The sequence below is a fragment of the Micromonospora sp. BS32 genome, assembly GCF_059089345.1.
This window is the reverse complement of record NZ_JBSSHR010000002.1, coordinates 153,595-171,278: the sequence shown is the minus strand read 5'-3', so window position 1 is coordinate 171,278 and position 17,684 is coordinate 153,595. Positions and strand designations below refer to the sequence as shown.

Below are 17,684 nucleotides of genomic sequence, written 5' to 3'. Positions count from 1 at the left end.
CCCGCCGGGAAGTCGGACAGGGTGCGAGCGCTGATGACGAGAATCGAGCAGAACGCGAAGCTGGACCGGTTCGGCGACCGGCTGCAGCGGGTGGTGCAGGGAACCCTGCGGCCGCAGCGGGTCCGGGACCTGCTGCACGGGGTCTTCCTCGGCCACCCACTGCACCCCGCGATGGTGCAGGTGCCGGTGGGCGCCTGGATGAGCGCCGCGGTGGTCGACCTGCTGCCGGGCCAGCGGCGCGCCGCGACCACGCTGGTCGCCCTCGGCACGGTGAGCGCCGTACCGGCCGCCGTCGCGGGGCTCAACGACTGGGCCGCCCTCGCCCGGGACCAGCGCCGGGTCGGGCTGGTGCACGCCGCCTCCAACTCGATCGGGCTGGCGCTCTACGCCGGCTCGCTCGCCGCCCGGCTGCGGGGCCGGCACGGGACGGGGCGGGCGCTGGCGTACCTGGGGCTGACCGCGGCGAGCGCCGGGGCGTACATCGGTGGGCACCTGGCGTACAAGCAGGGCGCGCAGGTCAACCAGAGCATCTCCGAGCTGCACCTGATGACCGACGAGTGGAAGGCGGTCGCCGACCTGGCCGCGCTGCCGGAGCGGAAGTTGATCACCCGTGAGGTGGACGACGTGTCGGTGATCGTCTACCGGCACGGCGACGACATCACCGTGATGCTGGAGCGCTGTCCGCACCAGAGCGGACCGCTCGGCCAGGGCGAGGTGCAGGAGATCAACGGACACGACTGCGTGGTCTGCCCGTGGCACGGGTCGACGTTCCGGCTCAACGGCGGCGAGGTCGTGCACGGACCGTCCGCCAACGACCAGCAACTCCTGCCCACCCGGGTGGTCGACGGCGTCCTCCAGACCAAACTCCCCTGACCCGTCGCCGGCCGCGCCCGTCGGCGCCGCGTCATGATCATGGCCATGTGGTGCGCGTACCCGAGGGTCATTTGCGGCGGTGCCGGCCGGAGACCAGGGCGCGGGCCGCGGACGCCCGGCTCGCGGCCGCCCGGCCGGCGGAGGTCCGCGCGGTCGAGGTACGGGCGGCGAGGGTACGGGCGGCCGACGTGCGGCCCGCGGTGACCCGGGCCGGGCGGCGACGCAGGCCCAGCACCGCACCGATCTGCGCCCCGATGATGCTCGCCACCGCCAGCACCGCCGAGACGGCCAGCGGCCGGTTCATCCCGTCGTCCTCGGTGGCCCGGGAGGCCCCGGCGGCCATCGCCGGGGGCACCCCTGCCGGCTTCTCGACCGGCGACGGCGCGGTCTGCGGCCGAGCGGTCTGCGGGGCCGACGGTCCGCCCTTGCCGTGCGGCGTCCGGGTCCCCGGGGCCGGGGTGATCGCCCCGGCCGACCGCTGCGGACCAGCCTGGCCACCCGACGGCTTGCGCGGGGTGACCAGGCCCCCGGCGGCGTGCCGGCGCGTGCCGGCGTCGTCGGCCCCCGCGGGCAGCTTGATGAGCTGACCAGGGTGGATCCGGTCCGCGTCGGGCAGCCGGTTCAGCCGGGCCACCTCCGGATAACGGTCGAAGTCGTCCAGGTAGCGTTCCGCCACCTCGCCCAGGTAGTCGCCCTTCGCCACCTGGTACACCGCCGGCTGCCCGCCGGCCGGCGTTGCGGCGGTACGCGGCGCCAGCGTCGCCGCCGGGGCCGCCAGGGCGGTCGCGCCCGGCGCGGCCGGGGCCGCACCCGGGTAGGACACTGCGGTCGCCGCGCTCGCCACCGGGGCCGCACCTGGATACGACAGTGCGGTCGCCGCGCTCGCCGCCGGGCTGGCCGCGATGATCAGCGCCACCGACCCGACCAGCGCCGCCGCCGCCCGCTGCTGTCGGCTCATCCCGGGCAGCCGGGGCGCCGGCCGCCGGGCCACCTGCGCGCCCAGCTCCACCAGTACGGAGAAGGCAAACGTCGCCCAGCCGAACCAGCCCACCACGGCGAGGGCGCGCAGGAAGAGCTGACCGTCGTCCCGGCTGGTCAGCGCGGTGCCGACCGCAGCGAGGCTGGGCAGGTGGTCGGGGAGCGGATTGCCGGCGAAGGCGAGCAGCGCCACCGGCGCGCCGGCCAGCAGCGCGACCAGGACGACCAGCGACCCGAAGCCGGTGAGCAGCTGCCCGGTCCGCCGGACGGCGGACCCGCGAGGTGCGGTCATGGCGGCCTTCCCTTCCTACGGTCGGTCGGTGAGGGCCCGTGCGGTGGCCTCACCGGAGACGGTGACGGTGCGGTTCATGCCGATCAGGCCGAGCATGTGCCGGCGGTAGACGACGGTCACCCGGACCTGGATCTGCTTCTCGCCGGCCACCACGGGGAACGCCACCCGCCAGCCGGTCACGTCGTCGAGGCCGCCGAGGTACTGCCCGACGGCGGCGCGGGCGGCCCGCTCGTCGATCACCTTCGGGCGGCCCTCGATCGCCTTGGCCCGGTCGATCATCTGGCCGCCGCTGCGGGCCGCCTCGGCGGCCAGGTCGTCGGCCCGTTGCAGGGTGCGGAGCTGGCCCGCGCCGTCGTACGAGACGCCGATGATCGCCAGCACACCCAGCATGGCGACGGCCAGGAAGAGGCTGATCCGGCCCTCGTCGTGGGTCGGCCGGGTGGTCATCGCCGGCTCCGGTAGCTGTCCAGCGGGGAGGCGAAGCTCGCCTCGACGTTCCTCGTGCCACCCGAGGCCGCCAGCCCGGGAAAGCGGATGTCGTTCAGCGAGACGGTGCAGCTCACCCGCACCCAGATGCTGACCGGCTCACCCAGCGGCTGCCGGTACGCCGCGCTCAGTGACACCTTCGACGCGGTCCGGGTCGATCCCCACAGGGCGACCCGGGGCGCGCTCGCGCAGTTCAGCCCCCGCCAGTCGAGCCGGAGGCGGGCCGCCTCCCGGGCGGCGCGGTCCGCGCTGCCCGCGTCCCGGGCGATCGAGGCGGCGCGGGCGGCGTCGTGGGCGGCGGCCTCCACCGCCTCGTCGGCCACCGCGACCCGGCCGGTCATCCCGGCCAACACCATCAACACGATGAACGCGGGGGCGAGCACGGCCACCTCCACCGAGACCGATCCCCGGGTACGGCCCTCCGGCGCGGCGGTCACGGCTCGGTCCACCGCTCGACGGTGCCGTGCGCGGTCTGCCGTACCCCGAACCGGACCCCAGGAACGACGGTCAGGGACCGGCCGGTGACCGTGCAGGTCACCTCCGTCGCGCCGGCGGCGCACCGGACGTTCGCCCCGACCAGCCAGTCCCCGGCGGCGGCCAGGAACCGGGTGGCCCGGGCCTCGCCGGCACCGGCCGGCGCCTGGAGCACCCGCTGCGCGTTGACCCCGCTCTGCGCGGCGTTCAGCGCGGTCGACCGGGCCACGAACCAGACGGCGAGCTGCACGGAGGCGAAGAGGAGCAGCAGCACCGCCGGCATCACCACGGCCAGCTCGACCGGGTTCGCGCCCCGGTCCGTACCCCCGCTGCTGAGCCGGCGGCGGACGGCCCGGAGCACGCCCCCGGACCGGGCGGTGGCCGCCCGGTCCCGCGACGCGGCTGGCGAGGGTGTCCGGATCACTTGTTCGGGATGTTGTTCATCCAGGTGGTGGCCTTGGTCCGGACCAGGGCGGTGACGGCGATCCCCGCCACCACCAGGCCGGCGATGATCACCGCGGTCGGGACCGGGCTGTCCCCACGGTCGGCCTCCCGGCGCAGCTCGGACAGGCGCGCCACCGCGGCGACGTAGAGGAACGTGACGACGTGCATGGGACTGCTCCTTGGGGTCGGTCTTGCTAGAGGCGGGCGACGAACGGGTAGAGGACGAAGGCGAGCAGGACGAAGACCAGCAGCGAGCCGGGAATGTCCAGCCGGCTGGTGATCCCCTCGGCGCGGGTCAGGTTGTCGGTACGGATCTGGTCCCGCAGCGCGTCGGCGCGGCTGCGGAGGCTCTCGTGCACCTGGGCGCCCTCGCTGCCCGAGGAGCGCATGATCGCGCCCACGTCACCCAGCTCCGCGATGCCGATCCGGTCGGCCAGCTCCTGGAGCTCGTCCCAGGGGGAGTGCATCTGCATCTGGGCGATCCGCAGCGACTCACGGATCCGGTCGAAGACCCAGCCGTCGCAGACCGCCGCGGCCCGCTCCAACGACTGCACCGGCCCGTGCGCGGCGGAGAGCTGCAACGCCACCAGGTCCAGGTAGGCGCAGACCGCCTGGCGGAACTCCTCCCGGGCGGCGTCCGCCTTCGCGAGCACCGCGCGGTGCGCGAGCAGCGCGCAGACCAGCGCCATCCCGATGCTGCCCAGCACCGGCACGACCACCGGCAGCGGCACCCCGGCCAGGAAGAGCAGCGCCCCCGCCACGGCCGGGGTGGCCAGCCCGACCAGGGCGGAGACCAGGATGGACAGGGCGTACTGCTCGGGGGTCTGGTCGATCAGGGCGAGCTGCCGGTGCGGTGGGCTCAGCCAGCGGGAGAACCCGCCCAGCCAGTCCGGACCCCGGGTGGGCGTGGTGGCGGTCCCCGGGGGCTGGTGCAGCCGGCGCAGTGCCGGGCCGAGCGCCGGGGTGGCCGGCAGCGCCTCCCGTACCGCCAGAAACAGGCCCAGCCCGATCGCCGCGCCGCCGAGCACGGCGACCGCGAGCTGCCAGCCGACGATCACGCGATCGCCTCCTCCGGGTCGGGGGCGGGCAGGAAGCGGGCCGGTGGCGGGGGCTGGCTCATCGACCGCACCCAGATCAGCAGCGCGACGAACGCCGCGCCGAGCGCGGCCATCACCAGCTGCCCGAGGACCGTCCCGTACGGCCGGATGTACTCGCTGTTGAGCAGCCCGTACGCCAGCACGGCGAGGGTCATCCCGGTGAGGAAGCGGACCGCGAACCGCGGCTGGGTCCGCTTCGCCTCCACCTCCCGTCGGGTGGCCACCTCGGCGGCGGCGGCCGACGCGATCGAGCCGAGCACGTCACCGAGCCGCTCACCCCGGTCGGTCAGGTGCAGGATCAGTGCGGCCACCACCTGGTCGCAGACCGGGTCGCTGATCTCGTCGGCGAAGGCCAGCAGCGCGGCGCGGGCCGTCCACCCGGCCTGGAGCCGGGCAGCGAGCAGCCGCACCTCCTCCTGGATCCCGTCCGGGACCGTGGCGATGGTGCCGACGATCGCCTGCTGGAGGCCCTGGCCGGTGGCGGAGACGTCGCGGAGCCGGCGGGTCCACTCACCGACCGCCTCGATCCGGGCGATCGCCCGCTCCTCGGCCCGGCCGACCGCGAAGAGCCACGGGGTGCCCGGCACCGCCACCGCCACGATCAGCCCCACCACCGGCAGCCCGGTGATCAGGAAGGCCAGCGCGCCAGCGACCAGAGCCGCCCCCAGCAGGAGCTGGTACGTCCGCTGCTCGCGGTGGCTCGTCCCGGAGCCCCGCCAGAGCCGGCGCAGCCCGGCCCCGGTGGTCGCCGGCCGGACCGGCGTCCGGGTGCCCACCAGCGCCACCACGGCCAGCACCAGCCCGCCGACGCAGGCCGCACCGGAGACGAGCGCGATCAGCGCGATCTCAGTCATCGGCGGGCCGGGGCGGCGAGGCGGCTGTGCCGGGGGCGACGCCACGCGCCGGCGCCGGCCTCGATGAAGCGGGTCAGCAGGCGGGCGTCGTAGCCCACCCGGAGCAGGTTGTCCCGGATGCGTTCCGGCAGGTGGCGGGGGACGGCGCGGCCGTCCGGGCCGGGACCGAAGACGGTGGTGGTGACGATCCGGTTGCCCTCACCGACCCCGATCACCTCCTCCACGTGGGAGACGAACCGGTGCTTGCGCCCGCCGATCGCGGTCTCGTCCTCGACGGTGACGTAGACGATCAGGTCGAGGGCGTTGCCGGCCATCCGGCGGGCCTGGTCGACGGTCATCTCCCGGCCGTGGGCCAGCGCCAGCTCGATGATCCGTTCGCTCACCCCCGCCGGGGTACGCGCGTGGATGGTGCACATCGACCCACGGCTGGTGGTCATCGCCTGGAGCATCGGCACGATCTCCCGGGACCGGACCTCGCCCACGATGATCCGCAGTACGCCCATCCGCAGCGACACCGGGATCAGGTCGGCGATGCTCACCTCGCCGGCGGGCCGCCCGTCCATCCCGCGTTCGCCGTGGCCCTCGCGGGACTCGAAGCTCATCACCGCCCGGTGCTTGTGGCCGCGGCGGGCGGGCAGCAGCTCCCGGCTCTCCTCCAGCAGCACGTACGGCTCGTCCGGCGGGATCTCGTCCATCAGCGCCCGGATCACCGTGGTCTTGCCCGCCCCGGCCAGCCCGGCGACCATGATGTTCAGCCCGGCCCGCATCGACGCGCGGAGGAAGTCGCGCAGCAGCGGGTCGATCATCTCGTCCAGGTCGGGGCGGGCGCCGGCCAGGTCGTCGAGGCTGACGTCCAGGGTGTTGTGCTTGCGGACCACCGCGTACGGGCGGTGGCTCACCTGGAACACCGCCGCGAGCCGGCTGCCGTCGGGGAGCTGGAGGTCGAGGGTGGGCTTGGAGGTGGAGAGCGACCGCTCGGTGGCGCCGGCCCGGCGGGCGGCCGCCTGGAGGATCTCCACCAGCTCGTCGTCGCTGTCGGCGATCGGCTCGGCCCAGTCGACCCCGCCGCCGTGCCGGGTGATGCGCACCTGGTCGCAGCCGAGGATGTGCACCTCCTCGATGGTCCCGTCGACCAGCAGCGTCTGGAGCCGGCCCAGGCCGACCAGCTCGGCGGTGACCTGGTCGAGCAGGAGCCGCTCGGCGTCAGCGTCCATCGGGGTGCCGGCCCGGCGCACCGAGTCGGCGTACCCGGAGACGATGGCGACGGCCAGCCTGGCCCGCTCCACCTCCTCGGCGTCCGCGTCGAACTCCCGGCCGCGCTGCCACTGGGTGAGCCGCTCGCTCAGCTCCCGACGCAGCTCGCGGACCACGGCGAAGTCCACCCGCGGCCGGGGCGGCGGGGCGGGTGCGGGCGCGGGCCGCCCGACCGGGGGCACCGCGACCTGCTGCCCGACCGGAGGAGCCGCGACGTGGTGCCGGCCGTTCGCCAGCACCGGTGGCATCGTCGAGGTGGCGCCGGGCTGCTCGCCGCGCGGATCGTGGGAGACCGGCTCAAACCGCATGGCGTGCCTCCATCACCAGGTCAGACCGCATCCGGCACCCCCTGCTGCACCGGCCAGGCCAGTCGGGCCCGGCGGCGGTCCAGCAGCGCGCCGACCGGCACTTCCAGGCCGCCGGCCGCGCGCATCAGCGGCCGCCCGGCCCGCACGGTCCCGCCGGCAGCGAGCACCTGCGCGGTACGCCGGTCCTCCGGCAGTTTCGCGATCACCGGCACCCCGAGCGCCTTGCTGATCTCGCCCCGGCCGTGGCCGCCACCGACCACGAGCAGTCGCAGGGTGCCCGGCGGCACCCGGTATTCGGTGAAGTCCCGTTCGATCGCCCGGATCGTCGACCGGGTGGCCGACAGGTCGGGCAGCTGGGCCCGGGTGACCAGCAGCACCACCGCGGCGGCCCGCAGCACCGGCCACGGTGGCGCGCCGACCTGGAGCCGTCCGCAGTCGACGATCACGTCGAACGGGGGCCTGCCGCGTTCCAGCGAGGCGAAGAAGTCGGCGAACCGCTGCCAGAGCGGGCTGACACTGCCCGCCTGGGCGGGGTCGACGACGCCCGGCAGCAGTAGCCGCTCCCGCTTCGGCGCGTCCAGGTCGACCAGCTGGGACCAGAACGTCGACTCCAGGCTCCCGTCCCGCAGCTCGCCCACGGCCAGCTCGCCGAGGCCCCGTGGCCCGTCCAGCGCGCCGCCGAGGTAGCCGGCCATCACCGACCCCCCGGCCGGGTCGCACTCGGCGAGCACCAGCCGCCGGTGCCAGCTCAACGTGCAGGCCAGCGCGGTGGTGGTGACGCCGGGCGAGCCCTTCGCCGAGACCAGCGCGATGATCGCCATCCTCAGGCCGCCTCGGTCAGGACGAGGGCGATCCGCTCCTGCGCGGCGAGCACCACCACGGCCGGTACGTCCCGGACGGGCAGTGCCACGTAGACGATCACGTCCTCGTTCTCCGGGGTCACGGTGTCGATCACCGTGCCGGCGAACCGGGTGCCCGGCGCGGCGCTGTCGGCGTCGTCGTCCGGGGTGCTGACCAGCAGCACCTTGTCGCCGGGGTGGAGCTTGCGGGCGGGCACCTGACCCGCTTCCAGGCTGAGCGCGATCTGCTGCTGCCCGGCGCCGAGCAGCGGCGCGTCGGTGAGCTGGCCCATGGTCAGCAGGGTGCCCGGGGTGAGCGCCACCGCGGCCCGCTTGCCGACCACCTCGTCGAGCTTGCCCGCCGGCACCGGGGACAGGCCCGCCCCACCGGAGACCTGGACGCTGACCAGGTCGCCGGCGCCCAGCGTCCGGCCCACCTCGACCGGGCGGGCGACGGCCAGGTAGCTGCCGGTGGCCCGGACCGAGGTGACCGCGAAGGCCGCACCGAGGCCGCCGAGGGCGATCAGCAGCACCGCCAGCCCGAGCAGGCCGGGCCGGGTCCGGCGCTGCCGGACCACCCGGGGTGGGGCGACCGGCGCGTCGACCGGGATGCCGTTGCGTGTGGCCAGGCTCATCGGGCAACCACCTGTAGCTCGTCGATCTCGATGGGGACGGTGCCGCTGGTGCGGGTCTGCGGGATGACGCCGCTCTCGCCGCCGCCGGACCAGCGCACGGTCCAGAACGTGGTGGCGCTGACCCGGTAGGTGCCGGCCCGGTCGTAGCCGGAGTCGTAGCCGCAGGTGGGGGAGGGCTTGCCGGCGTAGCGCCCGGTGGCGGAGTACGCGGTGCCGGCGCCGGCGCAGGTGACCTTGTCGCCGTTGCCCATGTTCCAGACGATCCGGTCGAAGGTCGCGGTGACCGTCACCAGCAGGCCACGCTCCCGCTCGCTGTCGGTGATCGTCTTCCCGAAGTACTGCCGGCCGGTGCTGGCCCACATCCAGACCGGCAGGCCGACCAGACCCGCCCCGGTGCTGCGACGGGGAGCGACCGCGATCCGGGGCGGCAGCATGGTGATCCTGGCCAGCACCCGTCGGGCGATCTCCTCCGGGTCGGGCGGGGTGCCGTAGCCGGGCGGCGGGGCGTCCCGTAGCGCCACGCGCTGGTCGCTCAGGTCACCGCCGTTGCAGGTGATCACGTACCACTGCTGGCCCTCGGGGGCGGGCGGCTGCGGCTCCGCCAGCTTGTAGTAGCACCCGTCGCCGTTGTTGAACCAGCCGAGGAAGTCGTTGTAGCAGGGCAGCGGCTTGCCGTTCCACTGGCACTTCGGGGCGGTCCCACCCCCGCCGCCGGTGCTGCCGCCGGTGTCGCCACCGCCTCCGGGGTCACCGGGGACGCCCGGGTCGTCGTCCCAGACGGAACAGTCGTTCTGGCTGGGCGGGCACTCGCCGCCCGGGCCCCCGGCGTGCGCGGCCGGCGGCGCGGCGACGGCCACCAGGAGGGCCAGCAGCGTGCCGGCGAGCAGCCGGCGGGGCGTCCCGGCCCCGGTCGGCCGAGCCGGGACGCGCCCTCCTCCCCAGGTCAGCACGGCTGGTCCTCGTGGGCGGCGCCGGAGTTGATCAGCCAGCGGCCGTCCGGGTACCGGGTGGCCGTCGCCGTGGCCAGGTACCGGCTGCCGCCGGAACCGGGCACCACGCGCTGGTCCTTGACGTACACCAGGCGGTAGCCGGTGGCGTCCAGGCAGTCCTGGATCTCGACGGTCTGCGGGACGGTGTCCAGGCTGACCGCGGTGACGGTCGGGGCGGACCGGAGTGTCCCGGTCCGCATGGCGCCGTGCCGGCGGGCCTGGTCGATCGCGACCCGGACCCGGGTGAGCAGCGGATCCGCCAGGAAGCGGGCGAGTCCGGGATGGCGTGGGTCGCTCTCCCGGCTCGCCGTGCGGGACGCGTCCAGGTAGCCGGTGTAGGCGGCGAGCGCGGACCGCTCGGCCGCCCGCTCCGCTTCGGTCGGTGCCGCCGGTTTCCCGGCGGCCCGCCCGCCGGTCGTGGCGGCGGTCCCCCCGGTGCCACCGCCGCAGCCGGCGGTCGCGCCGACCGTCGCGGCGATGACCAGGCAGGTTGTCCAGCGGCGGGGATGCCGTGTACGCAACGCCGTGCCCTCCTCGGTACGCCCCCGCGGCCACCACCGGGCGGCCTCCGGGCATGCGCCAGCGCGCCCGGATGATGTCGTCCGGACCTCGTTTGCCGTGCTGCCGCATTTACCTGTGCGAATCTATGCGGAATGTGGAACTCGATGTCTCTGGTGGCCTCCGACGCCTGTTGCCGGGGGTTGCGTCGTACCCAAGGGGCGAGCATAGGCTGACGTCCGCCGATGCAACAGAGGCAATTCAATCGAACACGTTGAGTGATGAGCGGAGGTGGCCGGGGGTGGTGGACGGCGAAGACGGTGGGCCGGTGGGGCCGAAGGCGCCCGATCGTGCGGTCCGGCTCGACGATCGGGCCGTCGCGGCGGCCGGTCCGGCGGTCCGGCCCGGGGTTATGGGATCGGTCGATGCGACTCGCCCGATCCGTCCCCCGGTGCGGACCGTCGCGCCGCCTGAGGTGGGCGGACCCGCCGTGTCGACCGCGGCAAACACCCCGGACATCCCGTCGACACCGGACCGTCACACGAGCGCGACGGTGAAATCACTGTCCGTGATGGGGATTCTTCGCCTCGTGACCCTCGCCCCGGTCCTCCGCTTCGCCGTCGCCCGGTACGCCGTACCCCCGGGGTCGGGGACCCGGAGCGGCTGCGCGGGCTGCGGCGCGTCGATCGGGCCGGCGACGCTGGGGCCGGCGGGCCGCTGCCCGGCCTGCCGGGCGCGGCTCGGGGCGCCCCCGGCCGCCGTCGAGTTGGCCCTGGTCGCCGCCCTCGCGGTCCTGGTGCTGGTCGACGGCACCCTGGCCGAGCGGGCGGCGGTCGCCTGGTGGCTGGCCTGGTCGGTCCCGTTGGTCCTGGTCGACCTGGCGGTACGCCGGCTGCCGGACCGGCTGACCCTGCCGGCCGCCGTGGGCACCGTGCTGCTGCTGGGCGTCGCCGCGGCCACCGGCGCGGGATCCGGCCCGTGGCTGCGGGCGCTCGCGGCCGGGGCCGGGCTGGCGCTGGCCTTCGCGGCCACGACCCTGCTGTTCGGCCGGCGCGGGTTCGGTCTCGGCGACGCGAAGCTGGCGCTGAGCGTCGGCGCGCTGCTCGGCTGGTACGGCTGGCCGACGCTGGTGGTCGGGCTGATGCTCACCTCCGTCCTCTCCGGGGTGGTGGGCCTGGCGTTGCTGCTGGCCCGCCGGGTCCGCTGGTCCAGCCACCTGCCGTTCGGCCCGTTCCTGGTCCTCGGCGCCGCCGCCGCCCTGCTCCTGGCCGCCTGACCCCACCGCCGTCCCGACCGGCCGGAGGGCGTCACCCCACGGTCGCCGCCCCGCCCGCCGGGCCCGAACGCATCTTCTCCCGCACCTCCTCCAGGGCCTCGAAGGCGTACGCCCAGTTGTGGCACTTGAAGCTGCGCAGGCCCTCGATCGGGGTGTGGCAGTCGACGCAGTGCACCCCGGCGATCGCGTCCGGGACCTCGGTGTTGACGTACCGGCGGTCGCCGAGGATGACGGTGGCGATCAGCACCGGGTCGTGCACGCCCTTCAGCGCCGACGAGACGATGTCCAACCAGGTCACCCGCCGGCCGCACTTCGGACAGTCCGGCTCGTCGCCGCTGACCCAGAGCGGCGCCCCGATGCTGCCCGCCGGCATCCCGAGCAGTTTCTCCAGCCGGCGTACGTCGTGCTCGGAGGTGGTCCACCGGTGCGCGCCCGGCAACGAGGCGGGCGAATCGTAGACGGCGCGGAACAGGGCCGGGTCGACCTCCACGGTCTCGCGTTCACGGGTCATCGGCGTGCCTCCTCAAGGGTCGGGGTCCCACCGTCGTCCCAGGTGACGGCCGGATTCAACCGGATCAACGACACGGCGGGTCAGCATGGCGTCGCAGCGAGTGCTAGACATCAAGGCGCGACGATGACGCCGAGACAGGGGGAGGGGCCGGTGACCGCGCCGACCGACGCCGAGCAGGGGCCGAACGTGGCCCGGATGTACGACTACTTCCTGGGCGGCTGCCACAACTTCGCCGCCGACCGGGCCGCCGCCGAGCAGATCCTGCGGATCTTCCCGGACACCGGCGTCGCCGCCCAGGCCAACCGGCACTTCCTGCGCCGGGCCGTACGGCTCGCCGCCGAGCAGGGGGTACGCCAGTTCCTCGACATCGGCGCGGGGCTGCCCACCCAGGGCAACGTGCACGAGATCGTCCGCCAGGTCGCCCCCGCCTCCCGGGTGGTCTACGTCGACTACGACGAGGTCGCCGTCGCGTACGCCCGGCGGTTGCTGCCGGTCGACGACCGCACCACCGTGGTCCGGGGCGACCTGCGCCGCCCCGACGAGCTGCTCGCCCACCCCGACGTGCGCCGGTCGATCGACTTCGACCGGCCGGTGGCGGTGCTGCTGGTGGCGGTGCTGCACTTCCTCACCGACGCCGAGGACCCGTACGCCGCGGTGGCCCGGCTGCGCGAGGCCACCGCCCCCGGCAGCCAGTTGGTCGTCTCCCACCTCACCCTGGACGGCGCGCCGCCGCTCCCCGCCCAGCAGGGGCAGGCGGTCTACCGGCGGAGCAGCGCGCCGCTGGTGCCCCGCTCGCACGCCGACATCCTGCGCTTCTTCGACGGGTACGACCTGGTCGACCCGGGGCTCGTGCCGGTGGCCGAGTGGCGACCGGACGGGGAGCCGCAGGAGCGGGTCTCGCACGGCTACGGCGGAGTCGGCGTCCGGCGCTGACGGGTCAGCCGGCGGCTGGTGTCGCAGCGCCCCGCCGGACCGCCTCGCCGGCCAGCCGGGACCTTCGGCGGTCGTCGTTGCTGACCAGGCCGAACTTGTCGTACAGGTTGGTCAGGTGCTTCTTCACCGCGCTCTCGCTGACGCCCAACGCGGTGGCCAGCGCGCGCACGGTCGGTGGCTCCGGGAAGGCACTGCCCCCCTCGACGTACGGGCGGCAGAGCGCTTCGATCAGCTCGCGTTCCCGCCGGGTCAGCGTCGGGGGCGCCGGCGGCGGCGCCACGCCCACCGTCCGGGTGCCGGCGAGCTGGGCGGGCGCCCGGAACACCAGCCGGGCCGGGCCGATCTCCACCCGGTCCCCGTCGCGCAGCAGCCGGGCCTCGCGCAGCGGGCCACCGTTGACCGTGGTGCCGTTGGTGCTGCCCAGGTCGCGGATGGTCCAGCCGGACGGGAAGCGTTCCACCAGGGCGTGCAGCCGGGAGACCAGCTTGCTGTCGATCGGCAGTTCGTTGCCGGGGGCCCGGCCGATGGTCAGCGCATCGGCGGTCAGCGGCAGCAGGCGCATCCGCCCCGCCACGTGCACCTCGAAGTGGCCGTCCATCCCGGTCACCGGTCGCAGTGCGGCTCGGTGGTGGCGGTGGTGGCCGTCTGAGACCGGGCGGAGGTCACCGTGGCGGTAGCGGTGGTGCAGCGTCCCGCCGACCGGTACGGCTCGGTCCACAGCTCGTACGGCTGGCCGCCGGCCCGCTGCCGGGCCGCCGCCCGGTCGGTGCGCACGGCCAGGTCGACGGTCCAGGTGCCGCCGCCGATCGCCGCGTTGTCCCGGTACTGCTTCCACACCCAGACGTACGCCATGGTGGCCCGGCAGCTCGGCGACCAGTACTGCTTGACGGAGATCGCGCGCAGCCCGCCCGCGTACCCGTAGGCGGACGCGCCGACCTGGTAGGCGTCGGCGTAGCAGGGCCCGGGCGGGGCGTCGTCCCGGCTGGCCCGCCGGGACCGGGCGGTGCCGGTGATCTCGCTGGTCACCTGCCGTCCTCCCACGGTCAGTGTCAGCGTCCCCCGGATCGGCCCGGCGGTGTGCGGCACCACGGCGAGGTGCACCTCGCACCGGTCACCGGGGGCCAGCGCCAGGCCGGTGCAGCCGTCCGCGGCGAGCTTCAGGTCACCGGCGGCCGGCCCGGTCAGCACCACCCGGGCCACCCGGAGCGGACGGTCGTCCCGGTTGCGCACGGTCACCACCTGCGGCGCCGACTCGGCGTTCAGCTCCTGGTCACCGAGGGCGACGGTGCGGGGCAGCGTCACCGGGGCCGGCGTCGGCAGCGCCTGCGAGTGACCGGTGGCCAGCACCGACACGGTCGCGGCGAGCAACCCCAGGGCGCGGAGCAGGGCGTGCCGGCGCAGCCGGGCGGGCCGGCGGGCGGCGGTGGCCGACAGGGCCAGGGCGGCCCGGCGGCGGTCGGTCAGGGACAGGTCCGCGGCCTCCGCCGGCGGCAGCGCCCGGGCGTCGCCGCCGAGGACGAACGGGCTGACCGGCAGCCCGGCCGCCGCCTGCGCGGCCCGCAACTCCTCGGCGAGGGCGGCCGCCGTCGCCGGCCGCCGCGCCGGGTCCTTCGCCATCGCCCGCTCCAGCACCGCGCACACCGCCTCGGGTACGCCGAGCGGGCGCAGGTCGGGCACCGGGTCGACGGTGATCCGGCGCAGCAGCGCGTCGAGCGGTTCACCCGGGGCCGGTGCGAAGGGCGGGGCGCCCCGGATCCAGTGCAGCACGGTCGAGGCCAGCGAGTAGACGTCGGCGGCCACCGTGGCCGGCTCGCCGCGCAGCACCTCCGGCGCGGCGTGCAGCACGCTCGCGGTCACCTTCCCCGGTGCGCTGTCCCGCCGCACCTCGCGGGGGCGGGCCTGCCCGAAGTCGGCCAGCTTCGGCTCGCCGTACCCGGAGATCAGGATGTTCTCGGGTTTGACGTCGCGGTGCAGCACGCCCGCCCGGTGCGCGGTCTCCAGCGCCCCGGCCACCGCTATCCCACCGGCGACGGCGTCCCGCCAGTCGCCCGCCGCGCCGCCAGCGAGCCGGTCGCCCAGCGAGCCACCCTCCTCGTACGCCATCAGCAGGTAAGGGTGGCCGGCGGCGGTCCGGCCGGCGTGGTGCAGGGTGACGATGTGCGGATGGTCGGAGAGCCGGCCCAGCAGTCGCGACTCCCGGTCGAAGCGGGCGCGGGACGGGCCGTGCCAGTCGGTGGCGAGCACCTTCACCGCCACCCAGCGGGAGAAGTCCGGTTGCCAGGCCCGGTAGACGACGCCGAAGCCGCCCCGGCCGACCTCGACGGCGTCGGTGCACCCGTCGATCCCGAGGTGGGACTCCGGGTGCCGTACCGACTGCTCTGAGTGGACCATCGCCGTCGAATGCTACCGATGGGTCGCCATCGGATGGTCACCCTTTCGGATGCGCGACACGTCACGCCAAACGGGGGCGCCCCGACTCCGCGGCACGCCCCCGTCCGGTTCCTAGTAGTCGTTGTAGAACTTGAAGGCCCGGCACTCGGAGTCGTGCCCGTCCTTCCAGCGGCAGAACAGGAAGCCGATGTAGCGGTTCTCGGGCAGGTCGTAGACGCCGCCGTCGCTGGCCCGATGGGTGGCGCAGTTGCCCTCCCCGCCCCGGCTGAACTCGTACCGCGGGGCCCCGTACGCGTCGTCGAGCGAGACGAACATCTTCACCGCGTACCCGTCGGCGTCGGTGTCACAGATCTTGAGGATGTCACCGTGCTCGGTGAAGTACGCCTCACCGCTGTAGTCGAAGATGCCGCCGCCCCAGGCGTCGCCGGTGTTCATCACGTGGTACGAGTCGGACGCCATGGCCGGGCTGGGCAGGGCGACGGTGAGTGCGGTCACCGCCGCGGCCACGCCGAGCGCCTTTCGCATCGTGAACTTCATGCCGTTGGTGTTCCTTTCGGGGTTGTCACTCGGTGCGGGTCAGCAGACGGTGCTGGTGGAGCCGCCCGTGGAGTTCAGGTAGCCGGTGACGTGGGTGCAGTGCGCGGCCGTGTCGGCCGGTCGGCCCCACAGCTCCGCCCGGGTGGTGTTGTTCAGCTCGCCCACCCCGTAGTCGGTGCCGCTGTCGGACTCGTCGATCACGTGGATGTAGAGGTCCCAGTTGGAGTGCGAGGCGCGGTACTGCTCCCAGACGTAGATGTAGGCGTAGTTGTAGCCACAGCCGTAGTACTGCTTCACCGACGCGGCCTGGATGCCGCCGACGGTCAGCACCCGGGTGGTGCCGATCTGCCGGACGCTGGAGCAGCTCGACGGGGTGCTGGCCAGCGCCGGCGAGGCGTCGACCACGGCGACGGCGCCGGCGGCGAGGACCGTGGCGGTGGCGGCGAGGGTACGGCGGAGGATCGACATGTCAGCCCCTGCTCTCTGTGGTGATCCGTCGCCAGAGAGCCAACCAGTGCACCGGCGGCTGCGGCAGGTGACGAAGCGGGGACGGTTTCCTCCCCCGGTGCCCCAACCGTGGGCCGGCCTCGTTCGTCATAGTGGCTGACGCCGGGCGGAACCGGCGCGGCTCGCCGGGGAGGAGGTGGTGGGATGACGGCGTGGGACGCTGCCCTGACCGGGCTCGTGCAGCAGCGCGGCGCCGCGCTCAAGCGGTACGGCTACCTCCTGTGCGGTGACGGCACGGAAGCCGAGGACCTGGTCCAGGAGGCCCTGGTCCGCACCTTCGGCTCGCGGCGGCGGGCCGACATCGCGCACGTCGAGGGGTACGTCCGGACGGTCATGCTGCGGCTCTACCTCGACCGCGCCCGGCGACGGACCCTCTGGCGGCGGCTCCAGCCCCTCGCCGTGGCGGCGCCGCAGCCCGACCGGCACGCCCAGGCCGACCTTCGCGGTGATCTGGGTCGGGCGCTGGGCGAGCTGTCGCCCCGCCAGCGGGCCTGCGTCGTCCTGCACTACTACGTCGACCTTCCGATTCGGGAGTGCGCCGAGCTGCTCGACCTCAACCCGGGTGCCGTCAAGCGGTACCTGCACGAGGCGCGGCTCCGGCTCGCCGAGCGCCTCGGACCGCCCCAGCCCGCGAGGGAGGACCACTGATGGAGCCGGATGACACGTCGCTCCGCGACGACCTGGATGCGGTGGCGGCGCAGGCCGGCCCGCTCCATCTCGACCCGGCGCAGGTGATCGGCCGGGTACGGCGGCGCCGGCGGCGACGTACCCTGCTCGGCGCCACCGCGGGGACCGCACTCACCCTGCTGACCGTGACCGCCGTGACCGCTGTCGTGGGTGGCGGCGGGCGACCTGGGCCGACGGCCGCGGGCGGCCCGCCGGTAGAGCCGTCGATCCTGGGCCCGTCGTCGACCGGCTCACCCGCCCCGACGCCGTCGGTGTTCGAGTGCGGGCGGCGGCTCACCCTGACCGACGCCCCGAGCAGCCGGTCCGGCCTGACCATGACGGTCGGCCCGGCCCGGTTCCGCGCCGCAGGCCTCGGTCCCGCCCTCACCGTGACGTTCACCGCCGGCGCCGCGACGCAGGTCGTCTCCAGCCCGCCGACGCTGTTCCAGGTGCTCTACCTGCGGGACGGCACCATCGTGGGCGGTGGTCCGATGCTCAACATGCCCGGCGACCGGACGCCGCAAGGGCTCGACGCCGTCGGGTACGGGTTCCCGGTCGCACCGGACCGCCCGGCCCGCTTCGATCTCGGCACGCGCGACCGACTGTGCCCGTCGCTGAGCTGGCAGCAGGTCTGGTCGGCGCCTTCGGCGTACGAGGTGGTGGTGCTGCAGGGGCCGGTCGAGCGCGGGCCGGAGCAGACCACGCTCGGCATCCCGGCCCTCGACGGGCCCCTCCTGGCCAGCCGGATCGGCCTGTCCCGGTGACCGGTGCGCGATGCCCGGGACCGCCTCCGGGTGGTGCTGGCGGAACACTGCGCGCACCGCCGGTGCGCACGGCGTGTC

General features: G+C 74.9%; 22 protein-coding genes. 5 read left to right on the top strand and 17 right to left on the bottom strand.

Annotated elements, in window-relative coordinates:
- Nucleotides 1-33 precede the first annotated feature (33 nt).
- Nucleotides 34-873: a Rieske (2Fe-2S) protein gene (locus AC5RWQ_RS03480; RefSeq protein ID WP_494281292.1), complete on the top strand. Its 840-nt coding sequence runs from the start codon at nucleotides 34-36 to the stop codon at nucleotides 871-873.
- A 67-nt stretch (nucleotides 874-940) separates the two neighbouring features.
- Here the strand turns inward: AC5RWQ_RS03480 and AC5RWQ_RS03475 are convergent, their stop codons facing one another.
- Genes AC5RWQ_RS03475 through AC5RWQ_RS03420 form a run of 12 tightly spaced genes read right to left on the bottom strand, consistent with a single transcriptional unit; the run spans nucleotide 941 to nucleotide 10,044 of the window.
- Nucleotides 941-2,143: a LysM peptidoglycan-binding domain-containing protein gene (locus tag AC5RWQ_RS03475; protein WP_494281291.1), complete on the bottom strand. Its 1,203-nt coding sequence runs from the start codon at nucleotides 2,141-2,143 to the stop codon at nucleotides 941-943.
- A 15-nt stretch (nucleotides 2,144-2,158) separates the two neighbouring features.
- Nucleotides 2,159-2,590 carry a hypothetical protein gene (locus AC5RWQ_RS03470; RefSeq protein WP_494281290.1) on the bottom strand — a complete coding sequence of 144 codons (432 nt, stop codon included), beginning with the start codon at nucleotides 2,588-2,590 and terminating at the stop codon, nucleotides 2,159-2,161.
- A complete protein-coding gene (locus tag AC5RWQ_RS03465; protein WP_494281289.1) occupies nucleotides 2,587-3,078 on the bottom strand; it encodes a TadE/TadG family type IV pilus assembly protein in 492 nt (163 codons plus the stop codon). Before AC5RWQ_RS03465 ends, AC5RWQ_RS03470 begins: the two co-directional genes overlap by 4 nt.
- Nucleotides 3,063-3,464 (bottom strand): TadE family protein, encoded by a 402-nt coding sequence (locus tag AC5RWQ_RS03460; protein ID WP_494281616.1) that lies wholly within the window; start codon nucleotides 3,462-3,464, stop codon nucleotides 3,063-3,065. Before AC5RWQ_RS03460 ends, AC5RWQ_RS03465 begins: the two co-directional genes overlap by 16 nt.
- 59 nt (nucleotides 3,465-3,523) lie before the next feature.
- A complete protein-coding gene (locus tag AC5RWQ_RS03455) occupies nucleotides 3,524-3,715 on the bottom strand; it encodes a hypothetical protein (protein WP_334486479.1) in 192 nt (63 codons plus the stop codon).
- A gap of 26 nt (nucleotides 3,716-3,741) precedes the next feature.
- Entirely contained in the window at nucleotides 3,742-4,605 is an 864-nt protein-coding gene (locus AC5RWQ_RS03450) for a type II secretion system F family protein (RefSeq protein ID WP_494281288.1), read from the bottom strand.
- The gene (locus AC5RWQ_RS03445) at nucleotides 4,602-5,543 is read right to left on the bottom strand and encodes a type II secretion system F family protein (protein WP_494281287.1); all 942 of its coding nucleotides are present in this window, start codon (nucleotides 5,541-5,543) and stop codon (nucleotides 4,602-4,604) included. Before AC5RWQ_RS03445 ends, AC5RWQ_RS03450 begins: the two co-directional genes overlap by 4 nt.
- Nucleotides 5,495-7,060 (bottom strand): TadA family conjugal transfer-associated ATPase, encoded by a 1,566-nt coding sequence (locus AC5RWQ_RS03440; RefSeq protein ID WP_494281286.1) that lies wholly within the window; start codon nucleotides 7,058-7,060, stop codon nucleotides 5,495-5,497. The genes AC5RWQ_RS03445 and AC5RWQ_RS03440 overlap by 49 nt, the downstream gene beginning before the upstream one ends.
- A 20-nt stretch (nucleotides 7,061-7,080) precedes the next feature.
- Nucleotides 7,081-7,881, bottom strand: coding sequence for a CpaE/TadZ family protein (locus tag AC5RWQ_RS03435; RefSeq protein WP_494281285.1), 801 nt, complete (start codon nucleotides 7,879-7,881; stop codon nucleotides 7,081-7,083).
- A 2-nt stretch (nucleotides 7,882-7,883) separates the two neighbouring features.
- Nucleotides 7,884-8,534, bottom strand: coding sequence for an SAF domain-containing protein (locus tag AC5RWQ_RS03430; RefSeq protein ID WP_494281284.1), 651 nt, complete (start codon nucleotides 8,532-8,534; stop codon nucleotides 7,884-7,886).
- A complete protein-coding gene (locus tag AC5RWQ_RS03425; protein ID WP_494281283.1) occupies nucleotides 8,531-9,484 on the bottom strand; it encodes a hypothetical protein in 954 nt (317 codons plus the stop codon). Before AC5RWQ_RS03425 ends, AC5RWQ_RS03430 begins: the two co-directional genes overlap by 4 nt.
- Nucleotides 9,478-10,044 carry a hypothetical protein gene (locus tag AC5RWQ_RS03420; RefSeq protein ID WP_494281282.1) on the bottom strand — a complete coding sequence of 189 codons (567 nt, stop codon included), beginning with the start codon at nucleotides 10,042-10,044 and terminating at the stop codon, nucleotides 9,478-9,480. The genes AC5RWQ_RS03425 and AC5RWQ_RS03420 overlap by 7 nt, the downstream gene beginning before the upstream one ends.
- A 548-nt stretch (nucleotides 10,045-10,592) precedes the next feature.
- On the opposite strand from AC5RWQ_RS03420, the gene AC5RWQ_RS03415 reads away from it, so the two are divergent.
- Nucleotides 10,593-11,297, top strand: coding sequence for a prepilin peptidase (locus AC5RWQ_RS03415; RefSeq protein WP_494281281.1), 705 nt, complete (start codon nucleotides 10,593-10,595; stop codon nucleotides 11,295-11,297).
- Nucleotides 11,298-11,328: 31 nt separating this feature from the next.
- Here AC5RWQ_RS03415 and AC5RWQ_RS03410 read toward each other — a convergent pair whose 3' ends face one another.
- Nucleotides 11,329-11,808 (bottom strand): DUF8243 domain-containing protein, encoded by a 480-nt coding sequence (locus AC5RWQ_RS03410; protein ID WP_494281280.1) that lies wholly within the window; start codon nucleotides 11,806-11,808, stop codon nucleotides 11,329-11,331.
- Nucleotides 11,809-11,931: 123 nt separating this feature from the next.
- Here AC5RWQ_RS03410 and AC5RWQ_RS03405 point away from each other — a divergent pair, with 123 nt between their 5' ends.
- Nucleotides 11,932-12,741, top strand: a complete 810-nt coding sequence (locus tag AC5RWQ_RS03405; protein WP_494281279.1) for an SAM-dependent methyltransferase — start codon at nucleotides 11,932-11,934, stop codon at nucleotides 12,739-12,741.
- A gap of 4 nt (nucleotides 12,742-12,745) precedes the next feature.
- On the opposite strand, the gene AC5RWQ_RS03400 is transcribed toward AC5RWQ_RS03405, so the two are convergent.
- From AC5RWQ_RS03400 to AC5RWQ_RS03385, 4 genes are all read right to left on the bottom strand, one after another.
- Complete coding sequence (locus AC5RWQ_RS03400) at nucleotides 12,746-13,339, bottom strand: FHA domain-containing protein (RefSeq protein ID WP_494281615.1); 594 nt, start codon at nucleotides 13,337-13,339, stop codon at nucleotides 12,746-12,748.
- A gap of 5 nt (nucleotides 13,340-13,344) precedes the next feature.
- Entirely contained in the window at nucleotides 13,345-15,132 is a 1,788-nt protein-coding gene (locus tag AC5RWQ_RS03395; RefSeq protein WP_494281278.1) for a protein kinase domain-containing protein, read from the bottom strand.
- Between the two features lie 111 nt (nucleotides 15,133-15,243).
- Nucleotides 15,244-15,669 carry a hypothetical protein gene (locus AC5RWQ_RS03390; RefSeq protein WP_494281277.1) on the bottom strand — a complete coding sequence of 142 codons (426 nt, stop codon included), beginning with the start codon at nucleotides 15,667-15,669 and terminating at the stop codon, nucleotides 15,244-15,246.
- A 39-nt stretch (nucleotides 15,670-15,708) separates the two neighbouring features.
- Nucleotides 15,709-16,137 (bottom strand): hypothetical protein, encoded by a 429-nt coding sequence (locus tag AC5RWQ_RS03385; RefSeq protein WP_494281276.1) that lies wholly within the window; start codon nucleotides 16,135-16,137, stop codon nucleotides 15,709-15,711.
- A gap of 183 nt (nucleotides 16,138-16,320) precedes the next feature.
- On the opposite strand from AC5RWQ_RS03385, the gene AC5RWQ_RS03380 reads away from it, so the two are divergent.
- Together AC5RWQ_RS03380 and AC5RWQ_RS03375 are read left to right on the top strand one after the other, a co-directional pair.
- Nucleotides 16,321-16,824 carry a sigma-70 family RNA polymerase sigma factor gene (locus AC5RWQ_RS03380; protein ID WP_494281275.1) on the top strand — a complete coding sequence of 168 codons (504 nt, stop codon included), beginning with the start codon at nucleotides 16,321-16,323 and terminating at the stop codon, nucleotides 16,822-16,824.
- Nucleotides 16,824-17,606, top strand: coding sequence for a hypothetical protein (locus AC5RWQ_RS03375; protein WP_494281274.1), 783 nt, complete (start codon nucleotides 16,824-16,826; stop codon nucleotides 17,604-17,606). Before AC5RWQ_RS03380 ends, AC5RWQ_RS03375 begins: the two co-directional genes overlap by 1 nt.
- The last annotated feature ends 78 nt before the right edge of the window (nucleotides 17,607-17,684 follow it).